23 protein-coding genes are annotated in these 26,530 nt (G+C 60.1%); 7 read left to right on the top strand and 16 right to left on the bottom strand.

From position 1 onward, the window contains the following. Positions 1 to 3: 3 nt before the first annotated feature. Positions 4 to 582 carry an ACP phosphodiesterase gene (locus FFH90_RS24085; protein WP_138866213.1) on the bottom strand — a complete coding sequence of 193 codons (579 nt, stop codon included), beginning with the start codon at positions 580 to 582 and terminating at the stop codon, positions 4 to 6. A gap of 155 nt (positions 583 to 737) precedes the next feature. Here FFH90_RS24085 and FFH90_RS24090 point away from each other — a divergent pair, with 155 nt between their 5' ends. From FFH90_RS24090 to FFH90_RS24100, 3 genes are read left to right on the top strand one after another with little or no spacing between them, the layout of a single operon-like run. Continuing rightward, positions 738 to 1,040, top strand: coding sequence for a helix-turn-helix transcriptional regulator (locus tag FFH90_RS24090; RefSeq protein ID WP_018926857.1), 303 nt, complete (start codon positions 738 to 740; stop codon positions 1,038 to 1,040). Between the two features lie 25 nt (positions 1,041 to 1,065). Beyond that, positions 1,066 to 2,232 carry an MFS transporter gene (locus FFH90_RS24095; protein ID WP_138866214.1) on the top strand — a complete coding sequence of 389 codons (1,167 nt, stop codon included), beginning with the start codon at positions 1,066 to 1,068 and terminating at the stop codon, positions 2,230 to 2,232. Between the two features lie 21 nt (positions 2,233 to 2,253). Beyond that, complete coding sequence (locus FFH90_RS24100; RefSeq protein WP_018926859.1) at positions 2,254 to 3,303, top strand: alkene reductase; 1,050 nt, start codon at positions 2,254 to 2,256, stop codon at positions 3,301 to 3,303. Positions 3,304 to 3,603: 300 nt separating this feature from the next. On the opposite strand, the gene emhR is transcribed toward FFH90_RS24100, so the two are convergent. Beyond that, positions 3,604 to 4,236, bottom strand: coding sequence for an efflux system transcriptional repressor EmhR (emhR, locus tag FFH90_RS24105; protein ID WP_018926860.1), 633 nt, complete (start codon positions 4,234 to 4,236; stop codon positions 3,604 to 3,606). Between the two features lie 264 nt (positions 4,237 to 4,500). Here emhR and FFH90_RS24110 point away from each other — a divergent pair, with 264 nt between their 5' ends. From FFH90_RS24110 to emhC, 3 genes are read left to right on the top strand one after another with little or no spacing between them, the layout of a single operon-like run. Next, entirely contained in the window at positions 4,501 to 5,658 is a 1,158-nt protein-coding gene (locus FFH90_RS24110; protein WP_018926861.1) for an efflux RND transporter periplasmic adaptor subunit, read from the top strand. A 3-nt stretch (positions 5,659 to 5,661) separates the two neighbouring features. Beyond that, positions 5,662 to 8,823, top strand: a complete 3,162-nt coding sequence (gene emhB, locus FFH90_RS24115; RefSeq protein ID WP_018926862.1) for an efflux RND transporter permease subunit EmhB — start codon at positions 5,662 to 5,664, stop codon at positions 8,821 to 8,823. Further along, positions 8,823 to 10,283: an efflux RND transporter outer membrane subunit EmhC gene (gene emhC, locus FFH90_RS24120; protein ID WP_018926863.1), complete on the top strand. Its 1,461-nt coding sequence runs from the start codon at positions 8,823 to 8,825 to the stop codon at positions 10,281 to 10,283. The genes emhB and emhC overlap by 1 nt, the downstream gene beginning before the upstream one ends. Positions 10,284 to 10,355: 72 nt before the next feature. Here the strand turns inward: emhC and FFH90_RS24125 are convergent, their stop codons facing one another. The 4 genes from FFH90_RS24125 to FFH90_RS24140 form a co-directional block, all read right to left on the bottom strand. Then, positions 10,356 to 12,326 (bottom strand): DUF692 family multinuclear iron-containing protein, encoded by a 1,971-nt coding sequence (locus FFH90_RS24125; RefSeq protein ID WP_138866215.1) that lies wholly within the window; start codon positions 12,324 to 12,326, stop codon positions 10,356 to 10,358. 16 nt (positions 12,327 to 12,342) lie between these two features. After that, on the bottom strand, positions 12,343 to 13,503 hold the full coding sequence (locus FFH90_RS24130; RefSeq protein ID WP_019580907.1) for an HEXXH motif-containing putative peptide modification protein: 1,161 nt from the start codon (positions 13,501 to 13,503) through the stop codon (positions 12,343 to 12,345). Positions 13,504 to 13,517: 14 nt separating this feature from the next. Continuing rightward, positions 13,518 to 13,994 carry a GNAT family N-acetyltransferase gene (locus FFH90_RS24135; RefSeq protein WP_026286480.1) on the bottom strand — a complete coding sequence of 159 codons (477 nt, stop codon included), beginning with the start codon at positions 13,992 to 13,994 and terminating at the stop codon, positions 13,518 to 13,520. Positions 13,995 to 14,105: 111 nt separating this feature from the next. Then, positions 14,106 to 14,369: an Os1348 family RiPP precursor gene (locus tag FFH90_RS24140; RefSeq protein ID WP_018926867.1), complete on the bottom strand. Its 264-nt coding sequence runs from the start codon at positions 14,367 to 14,369 to the stop codon at positions 14,106 to 14,108. 620 nt (positions 14,370 to 14,989) lie between these two features. Between FFH90_RS24140 and FFH90_RS24145 the strand changes: the two genes are divergently transcribed. Further along, positions 14,990 to 16,249: an OprD family porin gene (locus FFH90_RS24145; RefSeq protein WP_064619875.1), complete on the top strand. Its 1,260-nt coding sequence runs from the start codon at positions 14,990 to 14,992 to the stop codon at positions 16,247 to 16,249. A 108-nt stretch (positions 16,250 to 16,357) separates the two neighbouring features. Here FFH90_RS24145 and pcaC read toward each other — a convergent pair whose 3' ends face one another. The 10 genes from pcaC to FFH90_RS24195 form a co-directional block, all read right to left on the bottom strand. Continuing rightward, complete coding sequence (pcaC, locus tag FFH90_RS24150) at positions 16,358 to 16,750, bottom strand: 4-carboxymuconolactone decarboxylase (RefSeq protein WP_018926869.1); 393 nt, start codon at positions 16,748 to 16,750, stop codon at positions 16,358 to 16,360. Between the two features lie 10 nt (positions 16,751 to 16,760). Then, on the bottom strand, positions 16,761 to 17,567 hold the full coding sequence (pcaD, locus tag FFH90_RS24155) for a 3-oxoadipate enol-lactonase (protein ID WP_111455067.1): 807 nt from the start codon (positions 17,565 to 17,567) through the stop codon (positions 16,761 to 16,763). 11 nt (positions 17,568 to 17,578) lie between these two features. Beyond that, entirely contained in the window at positions 17,579 to 18,943 is a 1,365-nt protein-coding gene (locus tag FFH90_RS24160) for a 3-carboxy-cis,cis-muconate cycloisomerase (RefSeq protein WP_086944796.1), read from the bottom strand. A 45-nt stretch (positions 18,944 to 18,988) separates the two neighbouring features. Further along, the gene (locus FFH90_RS24165) at positions 18,989 to 20,284 is read right to left on the bottom strand and encodes an MFS family transporter (protein ID WP_018926872.1); all 1,296 of its coding nucleotides are present in this window, start codon (positions 20,282 to 20,284) and stop codon (positions 18,989 to 18,991) included. A 243-nt stretch (positions 20,285 to 20,527) separates the two neighbouring features. Beyond that, positions 20,528 to 21,094: a protocatechuate 3,4-dioxygenase subunit alpha gene (pcaG, locus tag FFH90_RS24170; protein WP_018926873.1), complete on the bottom strand. Its 567-nt coding sequence runs from the start codon at positions 21,092 to 21,094 to the stop codon at positions 20,528 to 20,530. A gap of 1 nt (position 21,095) precedes the next feature. Continuing rightward, positions 21,096 to 21,800 carry a protocatechuate 3,4-dioxygenase subunit beta gene (gene pcaH / locus FFH90_RS24175; RefSeq protein WP_111455066.1) on the bottom strand — a complete coding sequence of 235 codons (705 nt, stop codon included), beginning with the start codon at positions 21,798 to 21,800 and terminating at the stop codon, positions 21,096 to 21,098. A gap of 37 nt (positions 21,801 to 21,837) precedes the next feature. Next, positions 21,838 to 23,043 carry a 3-oxoadipyl-CoA thiolase gene (gene pcaF, locus FFH90_RS24180; protein ID WP_178114264.1) on the bottom strand — a complete coding sequence of 402 codons (1,206 nt, stop codon included), beginning with the start codon at positions 23,041 to 23,043 and terminating at the stop codon, positions 21,838 to 21,840. After that, on the bottom strand, positions 23,040 to 23,819 hold the full coding sequence (locus FFH90_RS24185) for a CoA-transferase subunit beta (RefSeq protein WP_018926876.1): 780 nt from the start codon (positions 23,817 to 23,819) through the stop codon (positions 23,040 to 23,042). Before FFH90_RS24185 ends, pcaF begins: the two co-directional genes overlap by 4 nt. Beyond that, complete coding sequence (locus FFH90_RS24190; RefSeq protein ID WP_111455064.1) at positions 23,819 to 24,676, bottom strand: CoA transferase subunit A; 858 nt, start codon at positions 24,674 to 24,676, stop codon at positions 23,819 to 23,821. The genes FFH90_RS24185 and FFH90_RS24190 overlap by 1 nt, the downstream gene beginning before the upstream one ends. Positions 24,677 to 24,896: 220 nt before the next feature. Then, entirely contained in the window at positions 24,897 to 26,243 is a 1,347-nt protein-coding gene (locus FFH90_RS24195; RefSeq protein WP_019647901.1) for an MFS transporter, read from the bottom strand. Positions 26,244 to 26,530: the final 287 nt, after the last annotated feature.

Consider the following 26,530-nt stretch of genomic DNA (forward strand, 5'->3'; position numbering starts at 1 on the left):
GTTTTATGTCGCCGGCTGACTCTGCACAAAATCCTGAAGCTGCGGATAAAACAACCGAAAATCCTCGCTCAACGGTTCATACAACCGCCGCAACTCTTGCATTGCCGCGGCCAGCTCCTCGGGTCGCGTCAGTCTGCGTGAAATCCCCCGCAGCACCTGCTCAAGCACTTCGAACTCCTGATAAGCCCCCAACCAGTCATTGGCCACCATGTGCGGCGCAATCTTCGCCAGGCGCTCCGGCAACTGTGGCTCGGCCAACAGCACCCGGTAAACGTCGGAGGTGAACTGCGCCAGCGGCTGTTCCGCGTAATGCGTCCAGTCCCGGGCCAGGCAATGGTCGAAAAACACATCGAGCACGATCCCCGCATAACGTCGACGCGTCATGGAAAACCGTGACAACGAGACATCCACCAACGGATGACGGTCGGTGAAGACATCGATGCTGCGGTGCAGCTGGATGGCCGCCTCGATCTCCGGATCGAACTGCCCTTGCAGCTGCCCTTTGACGAAGTCGCCATACAGACTGCCGAGCATTTGACCGGGGCGTTGGCCACCGAGGTGCAGATGTGCGAGATAGTTCATGGGCGCAGCTTAGCACTGCCTCACCAATATCGTTATAACCCGATATACCGATTTACGCAGTCATCAGACCGAAATCATATTGGTATATCGCGAAATACCGATTTAAAGTTCGCCCCATCGCGATATAACGTTTTACTCATCACGAGCCCCAAGCCATGAACCTCGACCTCGACGAAATAATAAAAGCCCTGGCACACCCGGTACGGCGAGAAATCCTGCACTGGCTCAAAGACCCGGCCGTCGAATTTCCCGACCAGACCCACAGCAACGAGCACGGCGTCTGCGCCGGGCAGATCGATCAACGTTGCGGTTTGTCGCAGTCCACGGTGTCCGCACACCTGGCGACCCTGCAACGCGCCGGCCTGATCAGCAGCCGCAAAGTCGGCCAGTGGCATTTTTTCAAACGCAACGAGGAAACCATCCAGGAGTTCCTTCGCACCTTCAGCAAAGAGCTCTGACCCTTTGGCCGATAAGGAATCAATCATGCCCCTCTCGCTACTCATTCTGGCCTTGAGCGCCTTCGCCATCGGCACCACCGAGTTCGTCATCATGGGCTTGCTGCCCGATGTGGCGGCGGACCTCGGCGTGTCGATCCCCGGCGCCGGCTGGCTCGTGACCGGTTACGCCCTGGGCGTGGCCATCGGCGCGCCGTTCATGGCACTGGCCACCGCCAGGCTGCCGCGCAAGGCCGCGCTGGTAGCGTTGATGGGGATTTTCATCATCGGCAACCTGCTCTGCGCCCTGGCCAGTGACTACAACGTCCTGATGTTTGCCCGTGTGGTCACCGCCTTGTGCCATGGCGCGTTCTTCGGCATCGGTTCGGTGGTGGCGGCAGGCCTGGTGCCGGCCAACAAACGTGCGTCGGCCGTGGCCCTGATGTTCACCGGCCTGACACTGGCCAACGTCCTCGGCGTACCGCTGGGCACCGCGCTCGGCCAGGAAGCTGGCTGGCGTTCGACCTTCTGGGCAGTGACCGTGATCGGTGTGATTGCGCTGATCGGCCTGATCCGCTTCCTGCCGGCCAAGCGTGATGAAGAGAAACTCGACATGCGCGCCGAACTGCGCGCCCTCAAGGGGGCCGGTATCTGGTTATCCCTGAGCATGACCGCCTTGTTCGCCGCGTCGGTCTTCACCTTGTTCACCTATGTCGCGCCGCTGTTGGGCGAAGTCACTGGTGTTTCCCCGCGTGGCGTGACCTGGACCCTGGTGCTCATCGGCCTGGGCCTGACAGTCGGCAACATCATCGGCGGCAAGCTGGCTGACAAAGGCATGGCGGCGACGCTGATCGGCGTGTTCATCACCATGGCGGTGGTCTCCACCGTGCTGACCTGGACCAGCGAGGCCCTGATCCCGACCGAAATCACCCTGTTCCTCTGGGCCACCGCGTGCTTTGCCGCCGTGCCGGCACTGCAAGTCAACGTGGTGACCTTCGGCAAGGCTGCACCGAACCTGGTGTCGACCCTGAACATCGGCGCCTTCAACGTCGGCAACGCACTCGGTGCCTGGGTCGGCGGCAGCGTCATCGCCCACGGCTTCGGCCTGACCCGCGTGCCACTCGCGGCAGCCGCACTGGCGGTGCTCGCCCTGCTGGTGACCCTGATTACTTTCCGTCAGAGCGGCGATGCCGAGCTGGCCCCCGCTACCCATTAATCGCTAAAAGAGAGCTATTAAATGACGACAATTTTCGATCCGATCAAACTGGGCGACCTCGAGTTGGCCAACCGCATCATCATGGCACCGTTGACCCGCTGCCGCGCCGACGAAGGCCGTGTGCCGAACGCGCTGATGGCCGAGTATTACGTGCAGCGCGCCTCTGCCGGCCTGATCCTCAGCGAGGCCACGTCGGTCACGCCGATGGGCGTCGGTTACCCGGACACTCCCGGCATCTGGTCCAACGACCAGGTGCGCGGCTGGAGCAACGTGACCAAAGCGATTCACGGCGCGGGCGGCAAAATCTTCCTGCAACTGTGGCACGTGGGTCGGGTTTCCCACCCTTCGTACCTGAACGGCGAAGCACCGGTCGCACCGAGTGCCATCCAGCCTAAAGGCCATGTCAGCCTGGTTCGTCCATTGGCCGACTACCCAACTCCGCGCGCCCTGGAAACCGCTGAAATCGCCGACATCGTCGACGCTTACCGCGTGGGGGCCGAGAATGCCAAGGCCGCCGGTTTCGACGGCGTGGAAATCCACGGTGCCAACGGTTACCTGCTCGACCAGTTCCTGCAAAGCAGCACCAACCAGCGCACCGACAACTATGGTGGCTCCCTGGAAAACCGTGCGCGCCTGTTGCTGGAAGTGACTGACGCCGTGATCGAAGTCTGGGGCGCTGGCCGCGTCGGCATGCACCTGGCACCGCGCGCCGACTCCCATGACATGGGCGACGACAACCTGTCCGAGACCTTCACCTACGTCGCTCGCGAACTGGGAAAACGCGGCATCGCGTTCATCTGCTCGCGCGAAAAAGAAGGCGCCGACAGCCTCGGCCCGCAATTGAAAGAAGCCTTCGGCGGCCCGTACATCGCCAACGAACGCTTCACCAAGGACAGCGCCAACGAGTGGCTGGCCAGCGGCAAGGCCGACGCGGTGGCGTTTGGTGTGCCGTTCATCGCCAACCCGGACCTGCCAGCGCGCTTGAAGGCCGATGCACCGCTGAACGAGCCGCGTCCGGAACTGTTCTACGGCAAGGGCCCGGTCGGTTATATCGACTATCCGACGCTGTAAGCCTCGACCGTTGAAATGCAAAAGCCCCGACTCGAAAGAGCCGGGGCTTTTGCGTAAGGAAGATCAAAGGTCACTGAGGCAAATGCGATGCCTTTGGTCGGCTATTCGGCGCCCTTGTAGCCGGGGCGTTCACACTCATTCACATACTCGACACAAAATCCCTACAAAATACGTAGCTCGCTACCTATCAACCTGGCGAACGTACGTATATAAAAGCATCCCATTGCAAAAAGGCGCGCGAAGCAGGGACATTCCCCGCGTCATGCCTTGACAAAAACGGATCCAATTACGCATTTTGTTTCAATTGCGCAGGCTGGGACTCAAGCGCAGCATATCCAAACCTGTGTCGACCCAACGCTCGGCTTCGATGTGCAGTTGAAAACTGTCGGGAGCCAACAGCCACTGATACAGGATGCCATCGATGTAGGCATGCAAGCTGATGGCCGCGCGGGCAGCGTCGAGGTTTTCCGGTAACTGCCCGCGATTCACCGCATTACTCAGGGCCAGCGCGATTCGCACATTGCAATCGAGGCTGACCGTTCGGCGCTGCTGGCGCAGGTCGCACATTTCATCGGTGAATTCGCACTTATGAAACAGAATCTCGTTGATGCGTCGGGTTTTCGGGTCCAGTGCAACTTGATGAAACAAATGAATCAGCAGTTTGCGCATGCAGCCCAGCGGGTCGAGTTCGTCTTGGCTTTCACTGGCCTTGGCCATTTCATTCAGCGGCTCGTGCAGGGTATCGAGCATCGCCTGCAGCAGATCCGCCTTGTTACTGAAATGCCAGTAGATAGCCCCGCGAGTCACCCCGGCCAGGGTAGCGATATCCGCCAGCGTCGTGCGTGCCACGCCCCGCTCGAAAAAGGCTTTTTCTGCCGCTTCGAGTATCTGGCTTCGGGTTTCTTGAGCTTCCTCTTTGGTGCGACGGACCATGGCAGTAAAACCTCAATCAGGGTGCCTCAGCGATGTCTGAGCATCCGCTGAATAGAAGTGAGGCGAGCGCTTTCGGGCTTCGTCTCAGGCCTACAATTCAAATCTTTGGACGGCTTTTGTAACGGTGTGGGTACGCCGCCAAGGTATTTACAAACAAGCATGAATGTAAGTATATTCCTTAGCAAGCTACTTATCCACCCGGTAAAATTTTTTAACCTTCCACCTTTCTTGTGCGCAACTTGCGCGCCTGACCCGAGGATCTTCATGCAATTCAAGCCAGCTGTTACCGCTCTGGTTACTGCCCTCGCCCTGGCATCGCTGCTCAGTGGATGTAAAAAGGAAGAGGCGGCACCTGCCGCACCCACCCCTCAGGTCGGCGTCGTAACCCTGCAACCACAAGCCTTCACCCTGACGTCCGAACTTCCGGGGCGCACCAGTGCGTTCCGCATTGCCGAAGTTCGCCCACAGGTCAACGGCATCATTCTCAAACGACTGTTCAAGGAAGGCGGCGACGTCAAGGCCGGACAGCAGCTGTATCAGATCGACCCGTCGGTCTATGACGCGACCCTGAAAAGCGCCGAAGCCAACCTGCGTTCGACCAAGTCGATCTCCGATCGCTACAAGCAACTGGTCGACGAACAGGCCGTCAGCCGTCAGGAGTACGACACGGCACTGGCCAACCGCCTGCAATCGGAAGCCTCCCTGCAGACCGCCCAGATCAACGTGCGCTACACCAAGGTCTACGCACCGATCTCCGGTCGAATCGGCCGTTCGTCGGTGACGGAAGGCGCGCTGGTCAGCAGTGGCCAGAGCGACGCCATGGCGGTCATCCAGCAACTGGACCCGATCTATGTCGACGTGACCCAGTCCTCGGTGGAGCTGCTTGAGCTGCGCCGCGAACTGGAAAGCGGTCGTCTGCAAAAGGCGGGCGACAATGCCGCCGCGGTCAAGCTGACCCTGGAAGACGGCAGCCAGTACGCCGTGGACGGCAAGCTCGAGTTCTCTGAAGTCTCGGTAGACCAGACCACTGGTTCCGTGACTCTGCGCGCGGTGTTCCCGAACCCTGATCACACCCTGCTGCCGGGCATGTTCGTTCACGCTCAGTTGCAATCCGGCGTGAACAGCGCGGCGATTCTGGCGCCGCAACAAGGCGTGACCCGCGACCTCAAAGGCACCCCGACCGCGCTGGTCGTGGGTCCGGACAACAAGGTCGAACTGCGTCAGCTCAAGGCCAGCCGTACTGTCGGCAACCAATGGTTGATTGAAGACGGCTTGAAGGCAGGCGATCGCCTGATCACTGAAGGGCTGCAATTCGTCAGACCTGGTGTTGAAGTCAAGGCCACTGAAGCCACCAACGTCAACGCCAAGAGCCCGGTCCCCGCACAGGCAGCCAAAGTCGCTGTCGGCGGCAAAGGGGAGTAAACCATGTCGAAATTTTTTATCGACCGTCCGATTTTCGCCTGGGTAATTGCCCTGGTGATCATGCTGGTCGGGGCTTTATCGATCCTCAAGCTGCCGATCAACCAATACCCGAGCATTGCGCCTCCGGCCATTGCGATCTCCGTGACTTACCCCGGCGCCTCTGCACAAACCGTGCAGGACACCGTGGTGCAGGTGATCGAGCAACAGCTCAACGGTATCGACAACCTGCGTTATGTCTCGTCGGAAAGTAACTCCGACGGCAGCATGACCATTACCGCGACCTTCGAGCAGGGCACCAGCTCCGATACCGCGCAGGTTCAGGTCCAGAACAAACTGAACCTGGCCACCCCGCTGCTGCCGCAAGAAGTGCAGCAGCAGGGTATCCGCGTGACCAAGTCGGTGAAAAACTTCCTGATGGTCATCGGTGTGGTGTCGCGTGACGGCAGCATGACCAAGGACGACCTGTCCAACTACATCGTGTCGAACATGCAGGACCCGATCTCGCGGACCGCCGGTGTCGGTGACTTCCAGGTCTTCGGCGCCCAGTACGCGATGCGGATCTGGCTCGACCCGGCCAAGTTGAACAACTTCAACCTGACCCCGGTGGACGTGAAAACCGCCATCGCGGCGCAGAACGTCCAGATATCGTCCGGTCAACTCGGCGGCTTGCCCGCCCTGCCCGGCCAGCAACTGAACGCTACGATCATCGGCAAGACCCGCCTGCAGACTGCCGAGCAGTTCAAGGAAATCCTGCTCAAGGTCAACAAGGACGGCTCGCAGGTTCGCCTCAAAGACGTCGCCGAAGTAGGCCTGGGGGGCGAGAACTACAGCGTCAGCGCACAGTTCAACGGCAGCCCGGCCTCTGGTCTGGCAGTGAAACTGGCCAACGGTGCCAACGCCCTCGATACCGCCAAGGCCCTGCGCAAAACCATCGATGACCTGAAGCCGTTCTTCCCGCAAGGGATGGAAGTGGTGTTCCCGTACGACACCACCCCGGTGGTGACCGAGTCGATCAAAGGAGTGGTTGAAACCCTGGTCGAAGCGATCGTGCTGGTGTTCCTGGTGATGTTCCTGTTCCTGCAGAACTTCCGCGCCACCGTCATCACCACGATGACCGTGCCGGTGGTATTGCTGGGTACATTCGGGATCCTCGCGGCATTCGGCTTCAGCATCAACACCCTGACCATGTTCGGCATGGTGCTGGCCATCGGCTTGCTGGTGGACGATGCCATCGTCGTGGTGGAAAACGTCGAACGGGTCATGAGCGAAGAAGGCCTGTCACCCAAGGAGGCCACCAAGAAATCCATGGGGCAGATCCAGGGTGCGCTGGTCGGTATTGCTCTGGTGCTGTCCGCGGTACTGCTGCCGATGGCGTTCTTCAGTGGCTCCACCGGTGTGATCTACAAGCAGTTCTCGATCACCATCGTTTCGGCCATGGCCTTGTCGGTGCTGGTTGCATTGATCTTCACCCCGGCGCTTTGCGCCACCATGCTCAAGGCGATTCCGAAAGGCGAGCACGGCACGCCGAAACGCGGCTTCTTCGGCTGGTTCAACCGCAACTTCGACCGTGGCGTCAAAAGCTACGAGCGCGGCGTCGGCAACATGCTCGCGTACAAGGCTCCGTACCTGCTGGCGTACCTGATTATCGTGGTCGGCATGATCTGGCTGTTCACCCGCATTCCAACGGCGTTCCTGCCGGAAGAAGACCAGGGCGTACTGTTTGCCCAGGTGCAAACCCCGGCCGGTTCCAGCTCCCAGCGCACGCAAGTGGTCGTGGATGAAATGCGCGAGTTCCTGCTGCGTCCGAGCAAGGATGGCGGCGAAGGCGATGCAGTGGCCTCGGTGTTTACCGTGACCGGCTTCAACTTCGCCGGCCGTGGCCAGAGTTCGGGCATGGCGTTCATCATGCTCAAACCATGGGACGAACGTAACGCCGACAACAGCGTGTTCAAACTGGCGGCCCGTGCCCAACAGCACTTCTTTACCTTCCGCGACGCCATGGTGTTTGCCTTTGCGCCACCAGCGGTACTGGAACTGGGTAACGCCACCGGTTTCGACGTATTCCTTCAGGACCGTGCCGGCATCGGTCACAACAAGCTGATGGAAGCCCGTAACCAGTTCCTCGGCATGGCGGCGCAAAGCAAGGTCCTGTCGCAAGTCCGTCCGAACGGCCTGAATGACGAGCCGCAGTACCAGCTGGAAATCGACGATGAGAAGGCCAGCGCCCTGGGCGTGACCCTCACCGACATCAACAACACCCTGTCGATTGCCCTGGGCAGTAGCTATGTGAACGACTTCATCGACCGCGGTCGTGTGAAGAAGGTTTACGTGCAAGGCCTGCCCGGCGCTCGCATGAGTCCTGAAGACCTGAAGAAGTGGTACGTGCGCAACAGCGCCGGCACCATGGTTCCGTTCTCGGCGTTCGCCAGGGGTGAATGGATCTACGGTTCACCGAAACTGGCCCGTTACAACGGCGTGGAAGCGATAGAAATCCTCGGTGCCCCGGCGCCCGGCTATTCCACCGGTGAGGCCATGGCCGAAGTCGAAGCCCTGGCCAAGAAACTGCCGGCCGGTGTCGGTATTTCCTGGACCGGTCTGTCGTACGAGGAACGTCTGTCCGGCTCGCAAGCACCAGCGCTGTACGCCTTGTCGCTATTGATGGTGTTCCTGTGTCTGGCGGCGTTGTATGAAAGCTGGTCGATCCCGATCGCGGTCATGCTGGTCGTGCCGCTGGGGATCATCGGTGCGCTGATGGCGACCAGCCTGCGCGGCCTGTCCAACGACGTGTACTTCCAGGTGGGGCTGTTGACCACCATCGGTCTGGCGGCGAAAAACGCCATTCTGATCGTCGAGTTCGCCAAGGAACTGCATGAGCAAGGGCGTAGCCTGCGCGATGCAGCGATCGAAGCCTGCCGGATGCGTCTGCGACCGATCATCATGACCTCGCTCGCATTCGTGCTCGGCGTGGTACCGCTGGCCATTTCCACGGGCGCAGGTTCGGGTAGCCAACATGCGATCGGTACCGGGGTGATTGGCGGTATGCTCACGGCCACGATCCTGGCGATCTTCTGGGTTCCGTTGTTCTTCGTCACCGTGTCGTCCATGGGCCAGCGCAAAGTCGCCGACCAGGATGACGCCATTGAAACTCCTCAAGAGGCTGGCTAATGAGCAAGTCGCTACTCTCCCTGGCAGTCACCGCTTTCGTGCTGAGTGGCTGCTCGCTGATACCCGATTATCAGCGGCCTGAAGCACCGGTGGCGGGCCAATACCCGCAAGGCCCGGCGTATTCGCCGGCCCAGGCGCCCAACCAGGCCGCCGCCGAACAGGGCTGGAAGCAGTTTTTCCACGACCCTGCGCTGCAGCAGGTGATTCAGACCGCGCTGGAGAACAACCGTGACCTGCGTGTCGCGGCGCTGAACATCGACGCTTATGCGGCTCAATACCGCATCCAGCGCGCCGACCTGTTCCCGGCGGTTTCGGCCACCGGCAGCGGCAGTCGTCAGCGGGTTCCGGCACGGGCCTCGCAAACCGGCGAAGCGAACATCAACAGTTCCTACTCGGCCACCGTCGGCATCAGCGCCTACGAACTCGACCTGTTCGGTCGGGTGCGCAGCCTGAGCGAAGAGGCCCTGCAGAAGTACTTCGCCACTGAAGAAGCACGGCGCAGCACGCAGATCAGTCTGGTGGCCAGCGTGGCCAATGCCTATCTGACCTGGCAGGCCGACAAGGAACTGCTGAAACTGACCCAGGAAACCCTCGGTGCCTTCGAGGAGAGCTACAAGCTCACCTCGCGCAGCAACGAAGTGGGCGTAGCCTCGGCGCTGGATCTGGCCCAGTCACGTACCTCGGTGGAAAACGCCCGTGCGCAACAGGCCAAATACACCCGTCAGGTCGCCCAGGATGAAAACAGCCTGGTGTTGCTGCTCGGCACCGGCATCCCGGCCAATCTGCAAGCAGCCAAGCCACTGTCGGACGACCTGCTGAGCGACGTGCCGGCCGGCCTGCCGTCGGACTTGCTGCAACGTCGCCCGGACATCCTCCAGGCCGAATACAACCTCAAGGCCGCCAACGCCAACATCGGCGCGGCGCGGGCTGCATTCTTCCCGAGCATCAGCCTGACCGCCAATGCCGGCTCCCTGAGCCCGGACCTGTCCGGTCTGTTCAAGGGTGGTTCGGGCACCTGGTTGTTCCAGCCGCAAATCAACCTGCCGATCTTCAACGCCGGCAGCCTGCGTGCCAGCCTGGATTACTCCAAGATCCAGAAAGACATCAGCGTGGCGAACTACGAGAAGTCCATTCAAACGGCCTTCCAGGAAGTCGCCGATGGCCTGGCCGCACGCCAGACCTACACCGAGCAGTTGCAGGCTCAGCGTGATTTCGTCAGCGCCAACCAGGACTACTACCGTCTGGCCGAGCGTCGTTATCGCATCGGGGTCGACAGCAACCTGACCTTCCTCGACGCCCAGCGCCAGCTGTTCAGTGCCCAACAGGCGCTGATCACCGACCGCCTGGCGCAGCTGACCAGCGCGGTCAACCTGTACAAGGCGTTGGGCGGTGGCTGGAATGAACAGACGGCGAAGAACGAGCCGTTGAAAGAAGAAGCGCCGAAGATGAAGTTGTTCTGATAGCGCCGTAAACACGAAGCCCACCGTTTGGTGGGCTTTTTGTTGGTCGTGAAAAAAACCAGCCTGTTCGCTTCACCCTCCGACTCCATTGACCAGAAACACCGGCTCTTCCAGATAATCGAGCCCCAAGCGGTTTTCGAACATTTCGTCGCGTAACGCTGCGGTCGTGAAACTGCCCAGGCCCAGCGCGGTGGCCAGCAGGGAAAAGGTCTGACTCAGATGCCCGGCATCCATCAGCGCCACCCGCAATGCGCGGCTGAATTCGTATTTCCAGGCCATTCGCTCGACCCGCGCCGTGGAAACGAACACCGCTGCCGCATCCTTGATCCACGCCTGTCCACCACAAGCCTCGCTGATCCAGGCTCGCGGATCTTCCAGGGAAAGCAGCTCAAGCCCATGACGGCGTACCGAATAGTGGTAAAGCCCCCGCTCGAACCCCTGCACGTTCATCAGCACCGCATACACCTCGGTGCCCTGCAGCGAACCGCCGGCCGGCGAGGTTTTCTTCAGGAAATAGTCACCCATGCGGTTGTGCTGCACGACGGTCGCGCCCCAGGTGTAGTAGAGCAACAAAGACAGTTGTTCCGAACTCAACGGCTGATCACTGAAGGTTCGCGACGTGCGGCGATTGCACAGCGAGTCCAGCAGCGTCGGCTGAGCAATCGCACAGGCAGGCAGCAGCGGGTTTTCCAGGGCGATGAACGGATGGGACCAGTAGTCCTTGAACGCCGACGGCTGAGGTTGCGCCGAGGCCTTTTGCTCCAGCTCCGTTTCCAGCTCGGCAACGCTGATGTAGGGCGTGTGCGAGCCGGTCCGGGTACTCAGGTAAAACTCCAGCGCTGCATCCCAACGGGTCCAAAGGTTGAGCGGATGCTTACCTTCGTTACAGGTGACCGAACCCGATTGATTCGCCACGGGCAGCAAAACACCATGGCTGATCAGTGTCCTCAGAAACGCCAGGTTGTCGTCCTGTGCAGGACTTTGCAAAACACCCGGCAGCAACAAGGCACTTTCCAGCGTTTGCGGGCTCAGGAAATGGCGCAGTAACGGCAGCAACGTCACGCCAAACTCCAGGCTCAGGTCTCGTTGCCGATCCCGAATAAAAAACGACTCCGTCCCGATGCTGAGCCAGGTGCTCTCCCTGAGTCGCAAAGGAGTCTGCGCATCCTCCGCCAGGGCCTCTTGCGCGCCCTGTTGATCACGGCCCCGCCAGAACAGGGCCTTGGGCTTCAAGGATTTGATGGCTTTGATCAACGTCAGCAGCTCCGCGTCATCGGTTCTGCGGGAAATATCCCACTCCAGGGTGATCGCTTTCACCGGGGATGAGGCGAACAGTTGGCGCAAGATCTCCCAATCCCGCTGCGGATGGCCGGTGTGAACCTCAATCAATCGGTCCAGCGGCAACGAACGCAAATAGTCGTTCAGGTCATACCCCTGGGTTCTGGCGGTCGCCATCGCGCTGTCCAGATCCAGCAGGAAACCCGCCCCGCTGCGCTCCACCACACTGGAGATGAATTCACCTTCGGGCAGTTCTTCTCCACCCGGCAATGAAAACAACCGCGGCGCGTTTTCCAGCACCAGCAGTGTGGCCGTGAGCTCGCGCAATTCGATGGCATTGGCCACCACCGTGTCAGCCACCTCTTGGGCCAGGGTCGGCAAAATGAAATGCTGCGTGTCGCCACCGTGGAAACGCGACCAGGAAATATGCTCGGCCAGCCACGGCGAGCGGGTTTTGTCGCACAGTCGCCGCGTCATGTGCAGAAACTCGCGATCCATCGCGATGCCCACGCTGCCCAGGGACAAACTGGACGAGTGCAGCAGGCTCGGTACTCGAGCGCTGACGTCAAGTAAACGAGGCTGCAGGATGCAGTGGGTCGGCTGAAACTCGACGTAATCGAAATGCGGCAAACCCTCAGCGAGAATTCGCTCGACCGTCGGGTCAAGTCCATCCTCCGACCGGTCATCCTGTGCCCTGCGCCGTGGCAAATGGTATTCCAGCCCTACTCCGGCCTCGGGATAGGACGAGGCATCAAACATCCCCATGTGAGCCTCCCCGGCTTCAGGCGGTCAGACCCAGCAAGCGTTGTTGCTCAGTATCAGTCCCCGATATCGCCAACAGCCCGGCATATTGGTTTTCCTGCGCTCTGACCTCTTTGGCGAGGTTTTCCAGAAGTTGACGTCCTTGTGGGGTGAATTCAGTGCTGGCCTCAAAGTCCGGCAATGCCTTGATCAAGCCTCGCAGAATGTACAGAAGACGGTTTTGCGCCCGTTGCAGCTCATCGGTCGAACGCGAACGAACCCGCCCCAGGTATTTGACCAACGCGATGTACACGTAAAACGCGTGGAAGTAGCCATAAAAGTCACGCTTCTGTCCCGACCACGGCAAGGTGTACAAAGGCTCCCGCGAGGTCTCTTCCTTAACGACCGGGCACGCCTCGACAATGTGATAGAGCAACTGATGGGTGGCCTCATGCACCAGGGACTCTTCCAGATCGAGTATCGAATCATCCCGGCTCGACAACAGGATGATTCCGGTGAAACGGGACGCCGAACAGCTTCGAAATGAACCATCGGGTAAATAGAAAATCGACTTGACCAGTTTTTTGATTTGCTCACGGCAGGCGGGCCATGTGTGCTCTATGCGCAACAGGGCAATATTCACCACGTCGCAAAAAAAACGTACGGAGTAACCGCTACGCTCCAACTGTTTGCGGACGGCTTCATCCTCCGGAAACTCATAGCTGGGCGGCATCACTATCGCTACCAGCGGATCGACATCAAACCGATGCACAGGGGGGCAATAATGATTCACGCGGGAACTGTCGGATGCTTTGACACGCACTAACATCTCTGGAAATTCAAACAGCATTTTTTCCAGCTCACTCCTGTCCTCGGTCTTTTTCGTGATGACCAGATTGGCATAATGAGCGGTCAGTACATTCCACACTTGAAACACCGGATCATTAATAATCAAGCGCTGTTCACGGGTCGGAGGGACGATAAGATTAAATGCCTGTTCAAAAAACTCTGCCAGATGTGGCGCGTTGGGAAACAACTGAAAAAGTTCGGTGTACAGCGCAACAAAGCTGGTGTATCGATTTCGACTGACACGCTCCAGCAAGACTTCAAATCGCGAAGGCTCCGAATCCGCAAGGAAGGTCGTGCCCTGAAATAAATCCTCGACCGAGAGCTCACGTTGACCACTGTTACCGATGTCCATTTCTCAACCTTCCCTTAGGTTGGCGGCAACGGCTTCGCCATTGTCAGACTGGCAATGCCATAACCCAGTTGTTCATAAAGACGACGCGCCGCATCGTTGCGACCAAAGACATGCAACCGCACTTCCTTGCATCCCGCCTGGCTCGCCCATGATTCCAGGGCCAGCAGCGATTGTTTTGCATAACCCTGGCGGCGCTCGCCGGGGTCAATGTAAATATCCAGAATGAAGGCGATCCGACCGGCGCCAGCGTGTCGTTCGGCAACCCATAATTCACCGATGCGCCGCGCTTGATCCTGGATTACCCAGAGTTGATTCTTTTCAGTCAATCGCCCTTGCGGCAACAATTGCTCGAAGACGCTTCGTGCCCTTTGCGACGCCTCCTCCTGGCCCCACTCGCCGGCGGCGACCATCCCGTCGCCATATTCAGCAAGGGCTCTGTCGGCGAACGTAGCAAAGTCCGCGTCATTCATTGGAGCCAAGGTGACAGACATGCGTCATTCACTCCGTGCCCGAGTGCTTCAGGTCATGGGTCTGATAAGGCCATTCGGCGTACCACCGTAAAAGCCCACCTTTCGTGGCACGCCAAATGGCATCACCCACCGTTAATCCATGCGCGCTTGTTGCTGCTGGTTCTGTGTATCGAATACCGCGCGTATCCCCAGGTTGCTCCGAATGCTGGAGGAAGCTGCCGTCAGTTTTGCAGCATCAATACCTTTAACCGCCGCGATCTCGTCAGTACTTAAGTGCACGCCAATATTTTTAGCCGCCCCTGCCGGATCACTGTGTAAGGCGTTGGCAAATTTTTCGTCCAGCACGGCCCGTCCCAGAACCGAGGCCAAACGTTCCTGATTGACTTTATTACCCATGGTACTTCTCCTTGTTATTTCGGCATGACGAAAAACATCCCCTGACGAAGCAAGAGAGTTTCTTTTGCCCGCCTGAGGAATTTGAATATAGCAAGGCCTCTTTTCTTTTCCAGCCAAGCCCATGGCTCTCTTTAAATCTTTTTACGATAACCGACAACACCAATTCTTAAGTTTAACCGGCGACTATTGATCTACCTTTAATGACAGCCAACACTGTAGGAAACGTCTTACAACTAAAGCAATAAACACTTCCATCTAACATCAACAAAACAACAAGGCGCCATTAATAGAACACACCTGCGGATGCCCCTTATCAACCCGAATAACTATGGGATTTTATTAGGAATGCCTCATACCGTCCGCGCCCACGCTGACGTCGATTAGTGTTCGTTAATCGCCCAAAACCCCATCCCCCCCAATTGAATCCCCCCGCCCATCCCTCGCACCATTGTCCGCACCTGCAAAAATCAATAACAACAAGGTCCGACACCATGACTACGCGCCCTCTGCGCTCCGGCTGATCTCGCCCGCCCCCTTATCCGAATTCGATTTTTTGTCTGCGACCCCTTGGTTGCGGCTGTGTACTGCCTTATCCCTGACAATTAGAGAGACCCGAGTCCATGACTTCCTCCACCACGCAGTATTTGTTCCCCAGTCTGATCGCCATCGCACTGGCCGGCGCGGCCCTGCCCGCCTTGGCCGAGGAAGCAGGCTTTGTCGAAGGTGCCAAGGTCAACCTGAACCTGCGTAACTTCTACATCAACCGTAACTTCACCAATCCGACCAAGAGCCAGGGCAAGGCTGAAGAGTGGACGCAAAGCTTTATCCTCGACGCCAAATCAGGGTTCACCCAGGGCACCGTCGGGTTCGGCATGGACGTGCTGGGGTTGTATTCGGTCAAGCTCGACGGCGGTAAAGGCACCGGCGGGACGCAATTGCTGCCGCTGGATCACGATGGCCGCCCGGCGGACAACTTCGGTCGCGCCAACGTGGCGTTCAAGGCGAAGCTGTCCCAGACCGAAGTGAAGGTCGGCGAATGGATGCCGGTGCTGCCGATCCTGCGTTCGGACGACGGTCGCTCGCTGCCGCAAACCTTCCGTGGCGGCCAGATCACCTCGAAGGAAATCGACGGCCTGACGCTCTACGGCGGCCAGTTCCGCGCCAACAGCCCGCGCGACGATAGCAGCATGAATGACATGTCGATGACCGGCAAAGCGGCGTTCACCTCAGACCGCTTCAACTTCCAGGGCGGTGAATACGTCTTCAACGACAAGCGTACTCAGATCGGCCTGTGGAATGCTGAACTCAAGGACATCTACAGCCAGCAATACGTCAACCTGATCCACACCCAACCGCTGGGTGACTGGACGCTGGGCGCCAATCTCGGGTTCTTCTACGGCAAGGATGACGGCAGCGCCCGGGCGGGCGAGCTGGACAACAAGACCTGGTCGGGTCTGTTCTCGGCCAAATACGGTGGCAACACCTTTTACGTCGGCCTGCAAAAACTCACCGGCGACAACGCATGGATGCGGGTCAACGGCACCAGCGGCGGCACCCTGGCCAACGACAGCTACAACTCCAGCTATGACAACGCCAGGGAAAAATCCTGGCAAGTGCGCCACGACTACAACTTCGCCGCTCTGGGCGTGCCGGGCCTGACCCTGATGAACCGCTACATCAGTGGCGACAACGTCCACACCGCCACCACCAGCGACGGCAAGGAGTGGGGCCGCGAAAGCGAACTGGGTTACACCGTACAAAGCGGCGCACTCAAAGACCTCAACGTCAAATGGCGCAACTCCACCATCCGCCGTGACTTCAGCAACAACGAGTTCGATGAGAACCGGTTGATCGTCAGCTATCCGATCAGCCTGCTGTAAGACTCTAAAACGCCTTCGCGGGCAAGCCTCGCTCCTACAGATCACACCACCTGTAGGAGCGAGGCTTGCCCGCGAAGACGTCAGCTCAAGCAACACAACTTTCGCGGATCACTCCCGCGACTCAACCCCCAACTCATCCCACACCGACTCGGCCAGGTGGAACGTCGCGTTGGCCGCCGGAATGCCGCAATAGATCGCGCTCTGCATGATCACTTCCTTGATCTCGCCACGGGTTACGCCATTGTTGGCGGCGGCGCGCAGGTGCAGTTTGAGTTCTTCGTTGCGGTTCATGCCGATCAGCATGGCGATGGTGATCAGGCTGCGGGTGTGGCGCGGCAGGCCCGGACGGGTCCAGATGTCGCCCCAGGCGTGGCGGGTGATCATCTCCTGGAACTCCGAGTTGAACTCGGTCAGCGCGCTCAGGCTGCGGTCGACGTGGGCGTCACCGAGCACTGCGCGACGGACTTTCATGCCCTCGTCGTAACGTTGTTTCTCGTCCACAAAAAATTCCTCAATGACCTGAAAGAAACGCCAGCACCCGCTCGCTGAACGCAGCGCCGGCCTGGACGTTGGACAGGTGCGCGGCGTAGAACTCGGCGTACTCGGCGCCCCGCACATGTTCCTGAATGAAATGCCCGCCGGACGGTGGCGTTACCGCGTCTTCAGTACCGGCGATCACCAGTAGCGGCACCTTGATCGAGGACAACTGATCACGGAAATCGGCATCGCGCACCGCCGCGCAATTGGCCGCGTAACCTTCAGGCGAGGTAGCCGCGAGCATGTCGGTGATCTGCTTCGCCGCTGCCGGATTGGCGGCGGAAAAATCCGGAGTGAACCAGCGCGCAATCGACGCATCGCGCAGGGCGACCATCGCCGCCGCGCCGTCGCGCAGCACGGTTTCGATCCGAGGGTTCCACACCGATGGATCGCCGATTTTCGCCGCGGTATTGCACACGATCAGTTTGTTCAAACGCTGACCGGCATTGATCCCCAGCCATTGGCCGATCAACCCGCCCATGGACAGACCGCAGAAATGCGCGCGCTCGATGTGCAACGCATCCAGCAGCGCCAGCACGTCGCGGCCCAGTTGCTCGATGCTGTACGGCCCTGGCGTCACCAATGACTTGCCGTGACCACGGGTGTCAAAACGCAGCACCCGAAAATGCTCGGTGAACGCCGGGATCTGCGCGTCCCACATGTGCAGGTCGGTGCCCAGTGAGTTGGACAGCACCAGTACCGGCGCATCCACCGGTCCATCGAGTTGCGGCCCTTGAATTTGGTAGTGCAGTTCGCCATCGGCGAGTTGTACGAATGCCACAGCAGTCTCCTTCAGGCAGTCAACGCAAAATGTTCAGCCACCGCTCGCTCGACCCAGGTATGGGCCTGACCGAGGTAATGGGCGGGGTCCAGCAGATGATCGAGTTCAGCGTCCGACAACTCGGCGGTCACTTGCGGCTCATCGCCGAGTACCGCGCGCAGATGACGCTGCTCGGCCACAGCACGCTTGCAGCATTGCTCCAGCAGATGATGCGCGGTGTCGCGACCGACCCGTTGCGCCAGGACGATGCTCACGGCTTCGGCGAGCACCAGGCCCTGGGTCAGGTCGAGGTTGCGGGTCATGCGCATCGCGTCCACTTCCAGTCCGTCGGCCACCAACAGTGCTTGTTGCAGGCTGCCCGACACCAAGCAGCAGATCTCCGGCAGGGTTTCCCATTCGGCATGCCACAGGCCCAGGCTGCGCTCGTGTTCCTGGGGCATCGCGCTGAACAAGGTCGAAAGCAAACCCGGCACCCGCGTCGCCGCACCGATCAGCACCGCCGCGCCCACCGGGTTGCGTTTGTGCGGCATGGTCGAGGAACCGCCCTTGCCCGGCGCCGACGGTTCGAACACTTCGCCAGCTTCGGTCTGCATCAACAGGCTGATGTCGCGACCGAGTTTGCCGAGGCTGCCGGCGATCAAGCCAAGCACCGCGCCGAACTCCACCAGACGATCACGCTGGGTGTGCCAGGGTTGTTCCGGCAAGGTCAGTTGCAGTTCCGCGGCCAAGACTTCGGCAATCGGCATCGCCTGATCGCCAAGGGCTGCGAGGGTGCCGGAGGCGCCACCGAATTGCAGCACCAGCAGGCGCGGCTTGAGTTCCAGCAGACGCTGGCGGCTGCGGGTTACCGCGCCCAGCCAACCGGCGATCTTCATGCCAAGGGTGACCGGTGTCGCGTGTTGCAACCAGGTGCGCCCGGCCAGCGGCGTGGCGACGTATCGCTTGGCCTGGGTCGCAAGGGTTTCCCCCAGCTGCGCCAGATCAGCTTCGATCAGTTGCAGCGCGCGGCGCAATTGCAACACCAGGCCAGTGTCCATCACGTCCTGGCTGGTCGCGCCCAGATGCACGTAGCGCTCGGCTTCGGCATCGCTTTTGGCGATCTGCTTGCCCAGCGCCTTGACCAAAGGGATCGCCGAATTGCCCGCCGTGGCAATCGCCTCACCGAGCGCGGCGAAATCGTAATGCTCGGCTTTACAGGCCGCTTCAATAGACGCGACAGCCGCTTGCGGAATCAGGCCAACCCGCGCTTCGGCCCGGGCCAATGCGGCTTCGAAATCCAGCATGGCCTGAACCCGGCCCTGATCGCAGAACACCTCGCGCATGTCGCGTGCGGTGAAGTAGGCATCGAACAATTGATTGCCCGGTCGCTGATTCATAAACAGTCCTTGCAGGCGAGGGCCAGTACGGCCCCCGCGGAAAGATCAAAGGTCGTTTTCCAGATACTTCGGCTGTTTCGGCAGACGCAGGCTGAACAGGAACGCCACCGCCATCATCACCGTCACGTACCAGTAGAACGAGTTTTCCATGCCCCCGGCTTTAAGGCTCAGCGCTACATATTCCGCCGAACCGCCGAAGATCGCGTTGGCCACCGCATACGCCAGGCCTACACCCAAGGCGCGCACTTCTGGCGGGAACATTTCGGCTTTCACCAGACCGCTGATCGAGGTGTAGAAACTGACGATCGCCAGCGCCACGGTAATCAGCACAAACGCCAGGAACGGACTGCTGACACTTTTCAGGCTCAACAGGATCGGTACGGTGAACAACGTCCCGAGGGCGCCGAACCAGAGCATCGAATTGCGCCGGCCAATCTTGTCGGCGAGCATGCCGAACAGCGGCTGCATGCACATATAAAGGAACAGTGCACCGGTCATGATGTAGCTGGCGGTCTTGGCGTGCATGCCAGCGGTGTTCACCAGGTACTTCTGCATGTACGTGGTGAATGTGTAGAAAATCAGCGAACCGCCGGCGGTGTAACCCAGCACGGTGATGAAGGCTGCCTTGTGATCGCGGAACAGCGCACCAATGCTGCCGGCATCCTTGCTTTCGCGCATTTCCTTACTGCTGGTTTCCTTGAGCGCACGACGCAGGAACAATGAAATCAACGCAGCCACCGCACCGACCACGAACGGAATCCGCCAGCCATAGGCACGCAACTCATCCTCGTTGAGGAACTGCTGCAGGATCACCACCAGCGACACCGCCAGCAACTGTCCGCCAATCAGCGTCACGTACTGGAACGACGCGAAGAACCCGCGCTGGCCCTTGAGGGCGACTTCGCTCATGTAAGTCGCGGTGGTGCCGTATTCGCCGCCCACCGACAAGCCCTGCAGCAAGCGCGCGAACAGCAACAGGATCGGCGCCCAGACACCGATACTGTTGTAGGTCGGCAGGCAAGCGATGAGCAGCGAGCCGAAGCACATCATCAGAATCGAGATCAGCATCGAATTCTTGCGCCCGTGCTTGTCCGCCAGCCGACCGAAAATCCAGCCGCCGATGGGGCGCATCAGAAACCCGGCGGCAAACACGCCCGCGGTATTGACCAACTGCACCGTGGGGTTATCGGACGGGAAAAAGGCCGGGGCAAAGTAGATCGCACAGAAGGCGTAGACGTAGAAGTCGAACCACTCGACCAGATTGCCGGACGAGGCGCCGACAATCGCAAAGATTCTTTTGCTGCGTTCTTCACCGGTGTAGACAGCTGTGGAGGTTGTCATTGTTTTTTCACTCTGTGGGGACCGTGAGAGTCTAGACATATTTCGCAATAGTCCCGTTCCGCAGATGGATGCATAACCTGAGAGCAATGCAATCTCTGTGGCGAGGGAGCTTGCTCCCGCTCGGCTGCGAAGCAGTCGTAAAACCGGTTGGCGCGGTTTGCCTGATACATCATGTCAGCCGGGTTTGGGCTTGCTTCGCAAGCCAGCGGGAGCTTGCTCCCTCGCCACAAGAACAACGATCACTCAATAATCGAAGAACACCGTTTCCGCATCCGTCCCCTGCAGAATCACATTCCACTGATAAACACCCGCAGCATCCTGCTTCGCCAACAAGGTGCCACGACGTTCGGCGGGCACGCATTCGAGCAGTGGGTCCGCCACGTTGGCTGGCTCACCATCGAAGTAAATCCGCGTCAGCAAGTGCTTCACCAACCCGCGAGCAAACACCAGCACCACCAGGTGCGGCGCCTGGGTCGTGCCCTTCAGGCCTTCCACCGTGCCCGGCTTGATCGTGGTAAAGCGAAAGCGCCCTTGCGCATCCACCGGCACCCGGCCAAACCCTTCGAAGTTCGGGTCCAGGGGCTTGTCCTGATCGTCTTCGGGGTGGTCGTACTTGCCAGCGGCGTTGGCTTGCCAGACTTCGAGCATGGCGTCGTTGACGAAGTCGCCATTGCCGTCGACGACTTGCCCGGTGATCGCCACACGCTCGCCAAGAGTCTGTTCAACGGTCAGGTCTTCACGGTTCAGCCAGGTCAGGCCGATGTGGTAGTACGGTCCGACGGTGTGGGACGTGGTCGCGTTCAGCGTCATCTTATTTCTCCATCGGCGTGGCGTCGCGGCCGCGCAAAACGATGTCCCAACGATAAGCGAGGGCATAGGAAGGGATGGTTTTTTCCAGATCGAAACTGGCGATCAGACGCTCTTTGGCGCTGGTATCGGGCACGCAGTTGTAGATCGGGTCGTAGGCCAGCAACGGGTCACCCGGGAAATACATCTGGGTCACCAGGCGCGTCAGAATGCTCGGCCCGAACAGGGAGAAATGGATGTGCGCCGGACGCCAGGCATTGTGGTGGTTACCCCACGGGTAGGCGCCAGGCTTGATGGTCTGGAATTGATACCAGCCATCGGCGTCGGTCACGGTGCGGCCGGTACCGGTGAAGTTCGGGTCCATCGGTGCGTCGTGCAGATCGCGGGCATGGTTGTAACGACCAGCGGCGTTGGCCTGCCAGATCTCCACCAGAATGCCCGGCACCGGCAGACCGTCTTCATCCAGCACACGGCCGTGGATGATGATCCGTTCACCCAATGGCTCGCCCGAGTGCTGGGCGGTCAGGTCGTTGTCCCGCTCCTGAATACGCTCGGCGCCGATGGTCGGGCCGGTGATTTCCGACAGCGAATGAGGCAAAAACACCAACGGCTTGGACGGCGAGCGAAGGTTGGTGGATTGATAAGGAGGGTGCAGGTATTCCGGCTGAGTGCCCGCCTGCGGGCGACGGTAACCTGGTTTGTCAGTCATTGCGCTTTCCTCAATTCTTATTAGTCGCTTCTGTGCGTCAGACCCGTTCGATCGCCAGGGCCAGGCCCTGACCGACACCGACACACATGGTCGCCAAGCCTTTCTTGCCGCCCGTCTTTTCCAGTTGATGCAGTGCAGTCAGTACCAGACGCGCACCGCTCATGCCCAGCGGATGGCCCAAGGCAATGGCGCCACCGTTCGGGTTAACCTGGGCCGCATCATCCGCCAATCCGAGTTCACGCAGCACCGCCAGACCCTGGCTGGCGAAGGCTTCGTTGAGTTCGATCACGTCGAAATCGTTGACCGCCAAGCCCAGGCGCTCAGTCAATTTACGCACCGCCGGCACCGGGCCGATACCCATCACCCGTGGCGCGACACCGGCGCTGGCCATGCCGAGCACTTTGGCGCGGGCGGTCAGGCCGTGTTTTTTCACGGCTTCGGCCGAAGCCAGGATCAGCGCTGCAGCACCGTCGTTCACACCGGAGGCATTGCCGGCGGTGACGGTTTTGTCGGGGCCGTTGACCGGTTTGAGTTTGGCCAGGGTCTCGAGTGTGGTATCGGCGCGAGGATGTTCGTCCTGGCTGACCACTGTTTCACCCTTCTTGTGGGCAATGCGCACTTCAACGATTTCTTCGGCGAAAAATCCTGCGGCTTGCGCGACGGCTGTCCGTTGCTGACTGCGCAGTGCGAAAGCGTCCTGATCCTCGCGGGAAACCTGGTAATCGTCGGCCACGTTATCGGCGGTTTGCGGCATTGCATCGACGCCGTACTGGGCTTTCATCAGCGGGTTAATGAATCGCCAGCCGATGGTGGTGTCTTCCAGCTTCATGTTGCGCGAAAACGCCGCGTCCGCCTTGCCCATCACGAATGGCGCGCGGGACATCGATTCGACGCCACCGGCAATCGCCAACTCCATCTCACCGCTGGCGATGGCCCGAAACGCAGTGCCGATAGCGTCCATGCCCGAAGCGCAGAGGCGATTGAGGGTGACGCCAGGAATGGTTTCCGGCAGCCCCGCCAGCAGCAACGCCATGCGAGCCACGTTGCGGTTGTCTTCGCCGGCCTGGTTGGCGCAGCCGAGGAACACCTCGTCCACCGCGTTCCAGTCCACCGACGGGTTGCGCGCCATCAGCGCCTTGATCGGCACGGCGGCCAGGTCATCGGCGCGAACCGCCGACAGGCCACCGCCGAAACGGCCGATGGGGGTACGAATCGCGTCACAGATATAAACGTCGCGCATCAGGCTTCTCCGGGTGCTTGGCCGTGGGCCGCCGCAGTGCGGGCTTCCAGATCACGCAGCGCGGTCAACTCGACTTCGGTTGGCTCGGCAGTGTTTTCAACGGCGTCGGCAAAACGAATCGGCCAACCGGTGGCCGCGATCACTTGCTCGCGGGTCACCCCTGGGTGCAGCGCGGTGACCACGAATTCATGGGTGCCGGCTTCGGGTTCCATGATGCACAGGTCGGTAATAATGCCGACAGGACCGGCGCCCGGCAGGCCGAGACGTTTGCGCGAATCACCGCCCTCGCCATGACCAACCGAGGTAATGAAGTCGAGCTTGTCGACGAACGAACGCGCCGACTGCTTGAGGATGATCAGCACGCTCTTGGCGGAACCGGCGATCTCCGGCGCGCCACCTGCACCCGGCAGGCGAACTTTTGGCTGATGGTAGTCGCCGACTACCGTGGTGTTGATGTTGCCGAAGCGATCGACTTGCGCGGCGCCGAGGAAGCCGACGTCAATGCGCCCGCCCTGCAGCCAGTAGCGAAAAATCTCGCCGGTCGGGACGACGGTGTCGGCGGTTTCCGCCAGCTCACCGTCACCGATCGACAATGGCAGTACGCTTGGCTTGGCACCGATCGGACCCGATTCGTAGATCAGGACTACATCGGGCGAGGACGTCAGTCGCGCCAGGTTGGCGGCTTTCGACGGCAGGCCGATACCAACGAAGCACACCGAACCGTTTTTCAGGCGGCGGGCGGCGGCGACGGTCATCATTTCATTGGTGGTGTAAGTCATTACTTGGCCTCCGAAGCAGCGGCCAGCTTGGCCTGGAACTCGCTGAAGTCAGCGCAGCCGTGGATGTACTCGTTGATCCACGCGGTGAAGGTTTCACGGTCGCGGGCAATCGGGTCCCAGGCCTGGTAGAAGCGGTTGTCACGCTCGGTGTAACCGTGGGCGTAGGACGGATGCGCGCCGCCCGGTACGTGGCAGACCGCGCTCAGAGCCCAGGTCGGCAGCACGCAAGCGTTCATCGGTGCATTGAGGTCATCGACGATTTCTTCGACGGTGACGATGCAACGCTTGGCCGCCAGCGCCGCTTCTTTCTGCACCCCGAGAATGCCCCAGAGCAGCACGTTGCCTTGGCGGTCGGCTTTCTGCGCGTGAATCACGGTGATGTCCGGGCGCACCGACGGCACCGCCGCCAGCACTTCGCCGGTGAACGGGCACGTGACGGTCTTGATCAGCGGGTTGACCTTCGGCAGGTCGGAACCGGCGTAGGCTCGCAGCACCGCGAACGGTAAGCCCGAAGCGCCCGCGACGTAGGCATTGGCCAGGTCGGCGTGGCTGTGCTCTTCGATTTCCAGCGCATGCGGCCACTGCCGCTCGACTGCGTCGCGCAGACGGTGCAGCGAACCGACGCCAGGGTTGCCGCCCCAGGAGAAAATCAGTTTGCGAGCACAACCGGCACCGATCAACTGGTCGTAGATCAGGTCAGGCGTCATCCGCACCAGGGTCAGATCTTTCCTGCCCTGGCGAATGATTTCGTGACCGGCCGCCGTAGGAATCAGGTGAGTGAAGCCTTCGAGCGCGACGGTATCGCCGTCGTTGACGAACTGCTTCACCGCGTCATGCAGCGAAAGGATTTCAGCCATGGGGCAGGCTCCCGTTTTGTTATGAACCGACAGTGTGGGAAAAAGGCGCCGATGCGCAGCGCCGGAATGACTGAAGATTAAGCCCCTGGAACAACCCAAACAATCCGATAATCGACTGAGTGTTCGTTTATCGAACAGATTGTTACCTCACTACCGATCCCAAAAAAGCATTTCAGATCGTTCCCACGCTCGGCGTGGGAACGATCACTCTCAAGCCGGATCAGGTCGCATCCGCATGGCTGACCATGCCCTTGATCACCACCGCCGTGGTCGCCAACGCGGCCGGAATCACCAGAGCCGTCAACACCTGCTCGAAGTTCCAGCCCAGGCCCAGCAACGTCGCGCCCATCCACGCCCCGAGGATCGCGCCGAAGCGGCCAATCCCAAGCATCCACGACACACCGGTCGCCCGCCCTTGCGTCGGGTAAAAACGCGCCGCCAGCGACGGCATTGCCGATTGCGCGCCGTTGACACACATCCCGGCCACCAGCACCAAGGTCGCCAGCACGGCGATGTTGCCCAGGCTCTGCCCTACCGCGTAGGCAAACACCCCGGCCAATAGGTAGAAAGTGCCGATGACCTTGTGCGGATTGAACCGGTCCATCGCCCAACCCACGCCCACTGCGCTCAACACCCCACCGAGCTGGAACAGCGCACCAATGAATGCGGCCTGCTCCATGCTCGCGCCGCTGTCACGCATCAGCGTCGGCAACCAACTGGTCAGCAGATAAACAATCACCAGCCCCATGAAGTACGTCAGCCAAAGCAACAATGTGCCGGTGCTGTAAGTGCCGGAGAAGATCACCGCGAACACATTGCGTGCCTTCACGGTTTTCTGTTCCGGCACGCTGAAGCTCGAAGCCTGGGCCACCAGCGCTGGGTCGATCGGTGCCAGGGCCTTGCGCACTTTGTCGGTACCGCGATTGCGCACCACCAGATAACGCGCCGATTCTGGCAACCACAACAGCAAAACGACGGTGAGCATCAGCGGCAGAATCCCGCCGATCATCAACAGGCTGTGCCAGCCGAAGGCCGGGATCAGTTTGGCCGAGATGAAACCGCCCCCGGCCATGCCGAGGTTGAAGCCGCAGAACATGCTGGTCACCAGCAGGGATTTCTTGCGTTCCGGGGTGTATTCGGACAGCAGCGTGGTCGCGTTCGGCATGCCGGCGCCCAGGCCCAGGCCGGTGAGGAAACGCAGCACCAGCAGTTGATCGACATTGGTGCTGTAAGCCGATGCCAGGCTGAACGCACCGAACAGCAACACCGCACCTACCAGTACGACTTTTCGCCCGAAGCGGTCAGCCAACGGCCCGGAACCCAAGGCGCCAAAGACCATGCCGATCAGTGCCGCACTCATCACCGGGCCGAGGCTGGCGCGATCGATGCCCCAGTCCTGGGACAATGCCGGCGCGATAAACCCCATGGCCGCGGTGTCGAGGCCATCGAGGAAGACAATCAGGAAACACAGGATCACCACCCGCCATTGGTAGCGCGAAATGGGTTGAGCGTTGATGAAGGACTGCACGTCGAGGCAGTTCCCTACAGCAGACTGAGGCTGGTTCATTATTTTTATTCCACGCAAAGAACGCAGTCGAACAAGTGCCAGCCGAGGCTGACGCTGTCACAAGAAAAGAAGGTCGGGATCAGGCGATCCGGTTTCGGCAGCTAAGCCGGTGGGAACAGCGACAGTGGGGAAACGTGCACATGACGATGCCTCTTCTCATTATTATTGGGTCGTCGTCCGGTAACCGGCTGAAGGCCAGCAGCGCCGGATGACGCTGCCGCGACATTAATGATCCGAGAGAAACAGCGTCAATTCGATAAACGCGACTCTGTGCGTTTATCGAACAG

The organism is Pseudomonas sp. ATCC 43928 (assembly GCF_005938665.2).
GTDB lineage: Bacteria > Pseudomonadota > Gammaproteobacteria > Pseudomonadales > Pseudomonadaceae > Aquipseudomonas.

Excerpts from the sequence above, each read along its gene's own strand:
- FFH90_RS24085 (WP_138866213.1), bottom strand. The coding sequence starts at position 582 with ATGAACTATCTCGCACATCTGCACCTCGGTGGCCAACGCCCCGGTCAA.
- FFH90_RS24090 (WP_018926857.1), top strand. The coding sequence starts at position 738 with ATGAACCTCGACCTCGACGAAATAATAAAAGCCCTGGCACACCCGGTA.
- FFH90_RS24095 (WP_138866214.1), top strand. The coding sequence starts at position 1,066 with ATGCCCCTCTCGCTACTCATTCTGGCCTTGAGCGCCTTCGCCATCGGC.
- FFH90_RS24100 (WP_018926859.1), top strand. The coding sequence starts at position 2,254 with ATGACGACAATTTTCGATCCGATCAAACTGGGCGACCTCGAGTTGGCC.
- emhR (WP_018926860.1), bottom strand. The coding sequence starts at position 4,236 with ATGGTCCGTCGCACCAAAGAGGAAGCTCAAGAAACCCGAAGCCAGATA.
- FFH90_RS24110 (WP_018926861.1), top strand. The coding sequence starts at position 4,501 with ATGCAATTCAAGCCAGCTGTTACCGCTCTGGTTACTGCCCTCGCCCTG.
- emhB (WP_018926862.1), top strand. The coding sequence starts at position 5,662 with ATGTCGAAATTTTTTATCGACCGTCCGATTTTCGCCTGGGTAATTGCC.
- emhC (WP_018926863.1), top strand. The coding sequence starts at position 8,823 with ATGAGCAAGTCGCTACTCTCCCTGGCAGTCACCGCTTTCGTGCTGAGT.
- FFH90_RS24125 (WP_138866215.1), bottom strand. The coding sequence starts at position 12,326 with ATGGGGATGTTTGATGCCTCGTCCTATCCCGAGGCCGGAGTAGGGCTG.
- FFH90_RS24130 (WP_019580907.1), bottom strand. The coding sequence starts at position 13,503 with ATGGACATCGGTAACAGTGGTCAACGTGAGCTCTCGGTCGAGGATTTA.
- FFH90_RS24135 (WP_026286480.1), bottom strand. The coding sequence starts at position 13,994 with ATGTCTGTCACCTTGGCTCCAATGAATGACGCGGACTTTGCTACGTTC.
- FFH90_RS24140 (WP_018926867.1), bottom strand. The coding sequence starts at position 14,369 with ATGGGTAATAAAGTCAATCAGGAACGTTTGGCCTCGGTTCTGGGACGG.
- FFH90_RS24145 (WP_064619875.1), top strand. The coding sequence starts at position 14,990 with ATGACTTCCTCCACCACGCAGTATTTGTTCCCCAGTCTGATCGCCATC.
- FFH90_RS24160 (WP_086944796.1), bottom strand. The coding sequence starts at position 18,943 with ATGAATCAGCGACCGGGCAATCAATTGTTCGATGCCTACTTCACCGCA.
- FFH90_RS24165 (WP_018926872.1), bottom strand. The coding sequence starts at position 20,284 with ATGACAACCTCCACAGCTGTCTACACCGGTGAAGAACGCAGCAAAAGA.
- pcaG (WP_018926873.1), bottom strand. The coding sequence starts at position 21,094 with ATGACGCTGAACGCGACCACGTCCCACACCGTCGGACCGTACTACCAC.
- pcaH (WP_111455066.1), bottom strand. The coding sequence starts at position 21,800 with ATGACTGACAAACCAGGTTACCGTCGCCCGCAGGCGGGCACTCAGCCG.
- FFH90_RS24185 (WP_018926876.1), bottom strand. The coding sequence starts at position 23,819 with ATGACTTACACCACCAATGAAATGATGACCGTCGCCGCCGCCCGCCGC.
- FFH90_RS24190 (WP_111455064.1), bottom strand. The coding sequence starts at position 24,676 with ATGGCTGAAATCCTTTCGCTGCATGACGCGGTGAAGCAGTTCGTCAAC.
- FFH90_RS24195 (WP_019647901.1), bottom strand. The coding sequence starts at position 26,243 with ATGAACCAGCCTCAGTCTGCTGTAGGGAACTGCCTCGACGTGCAGTCC.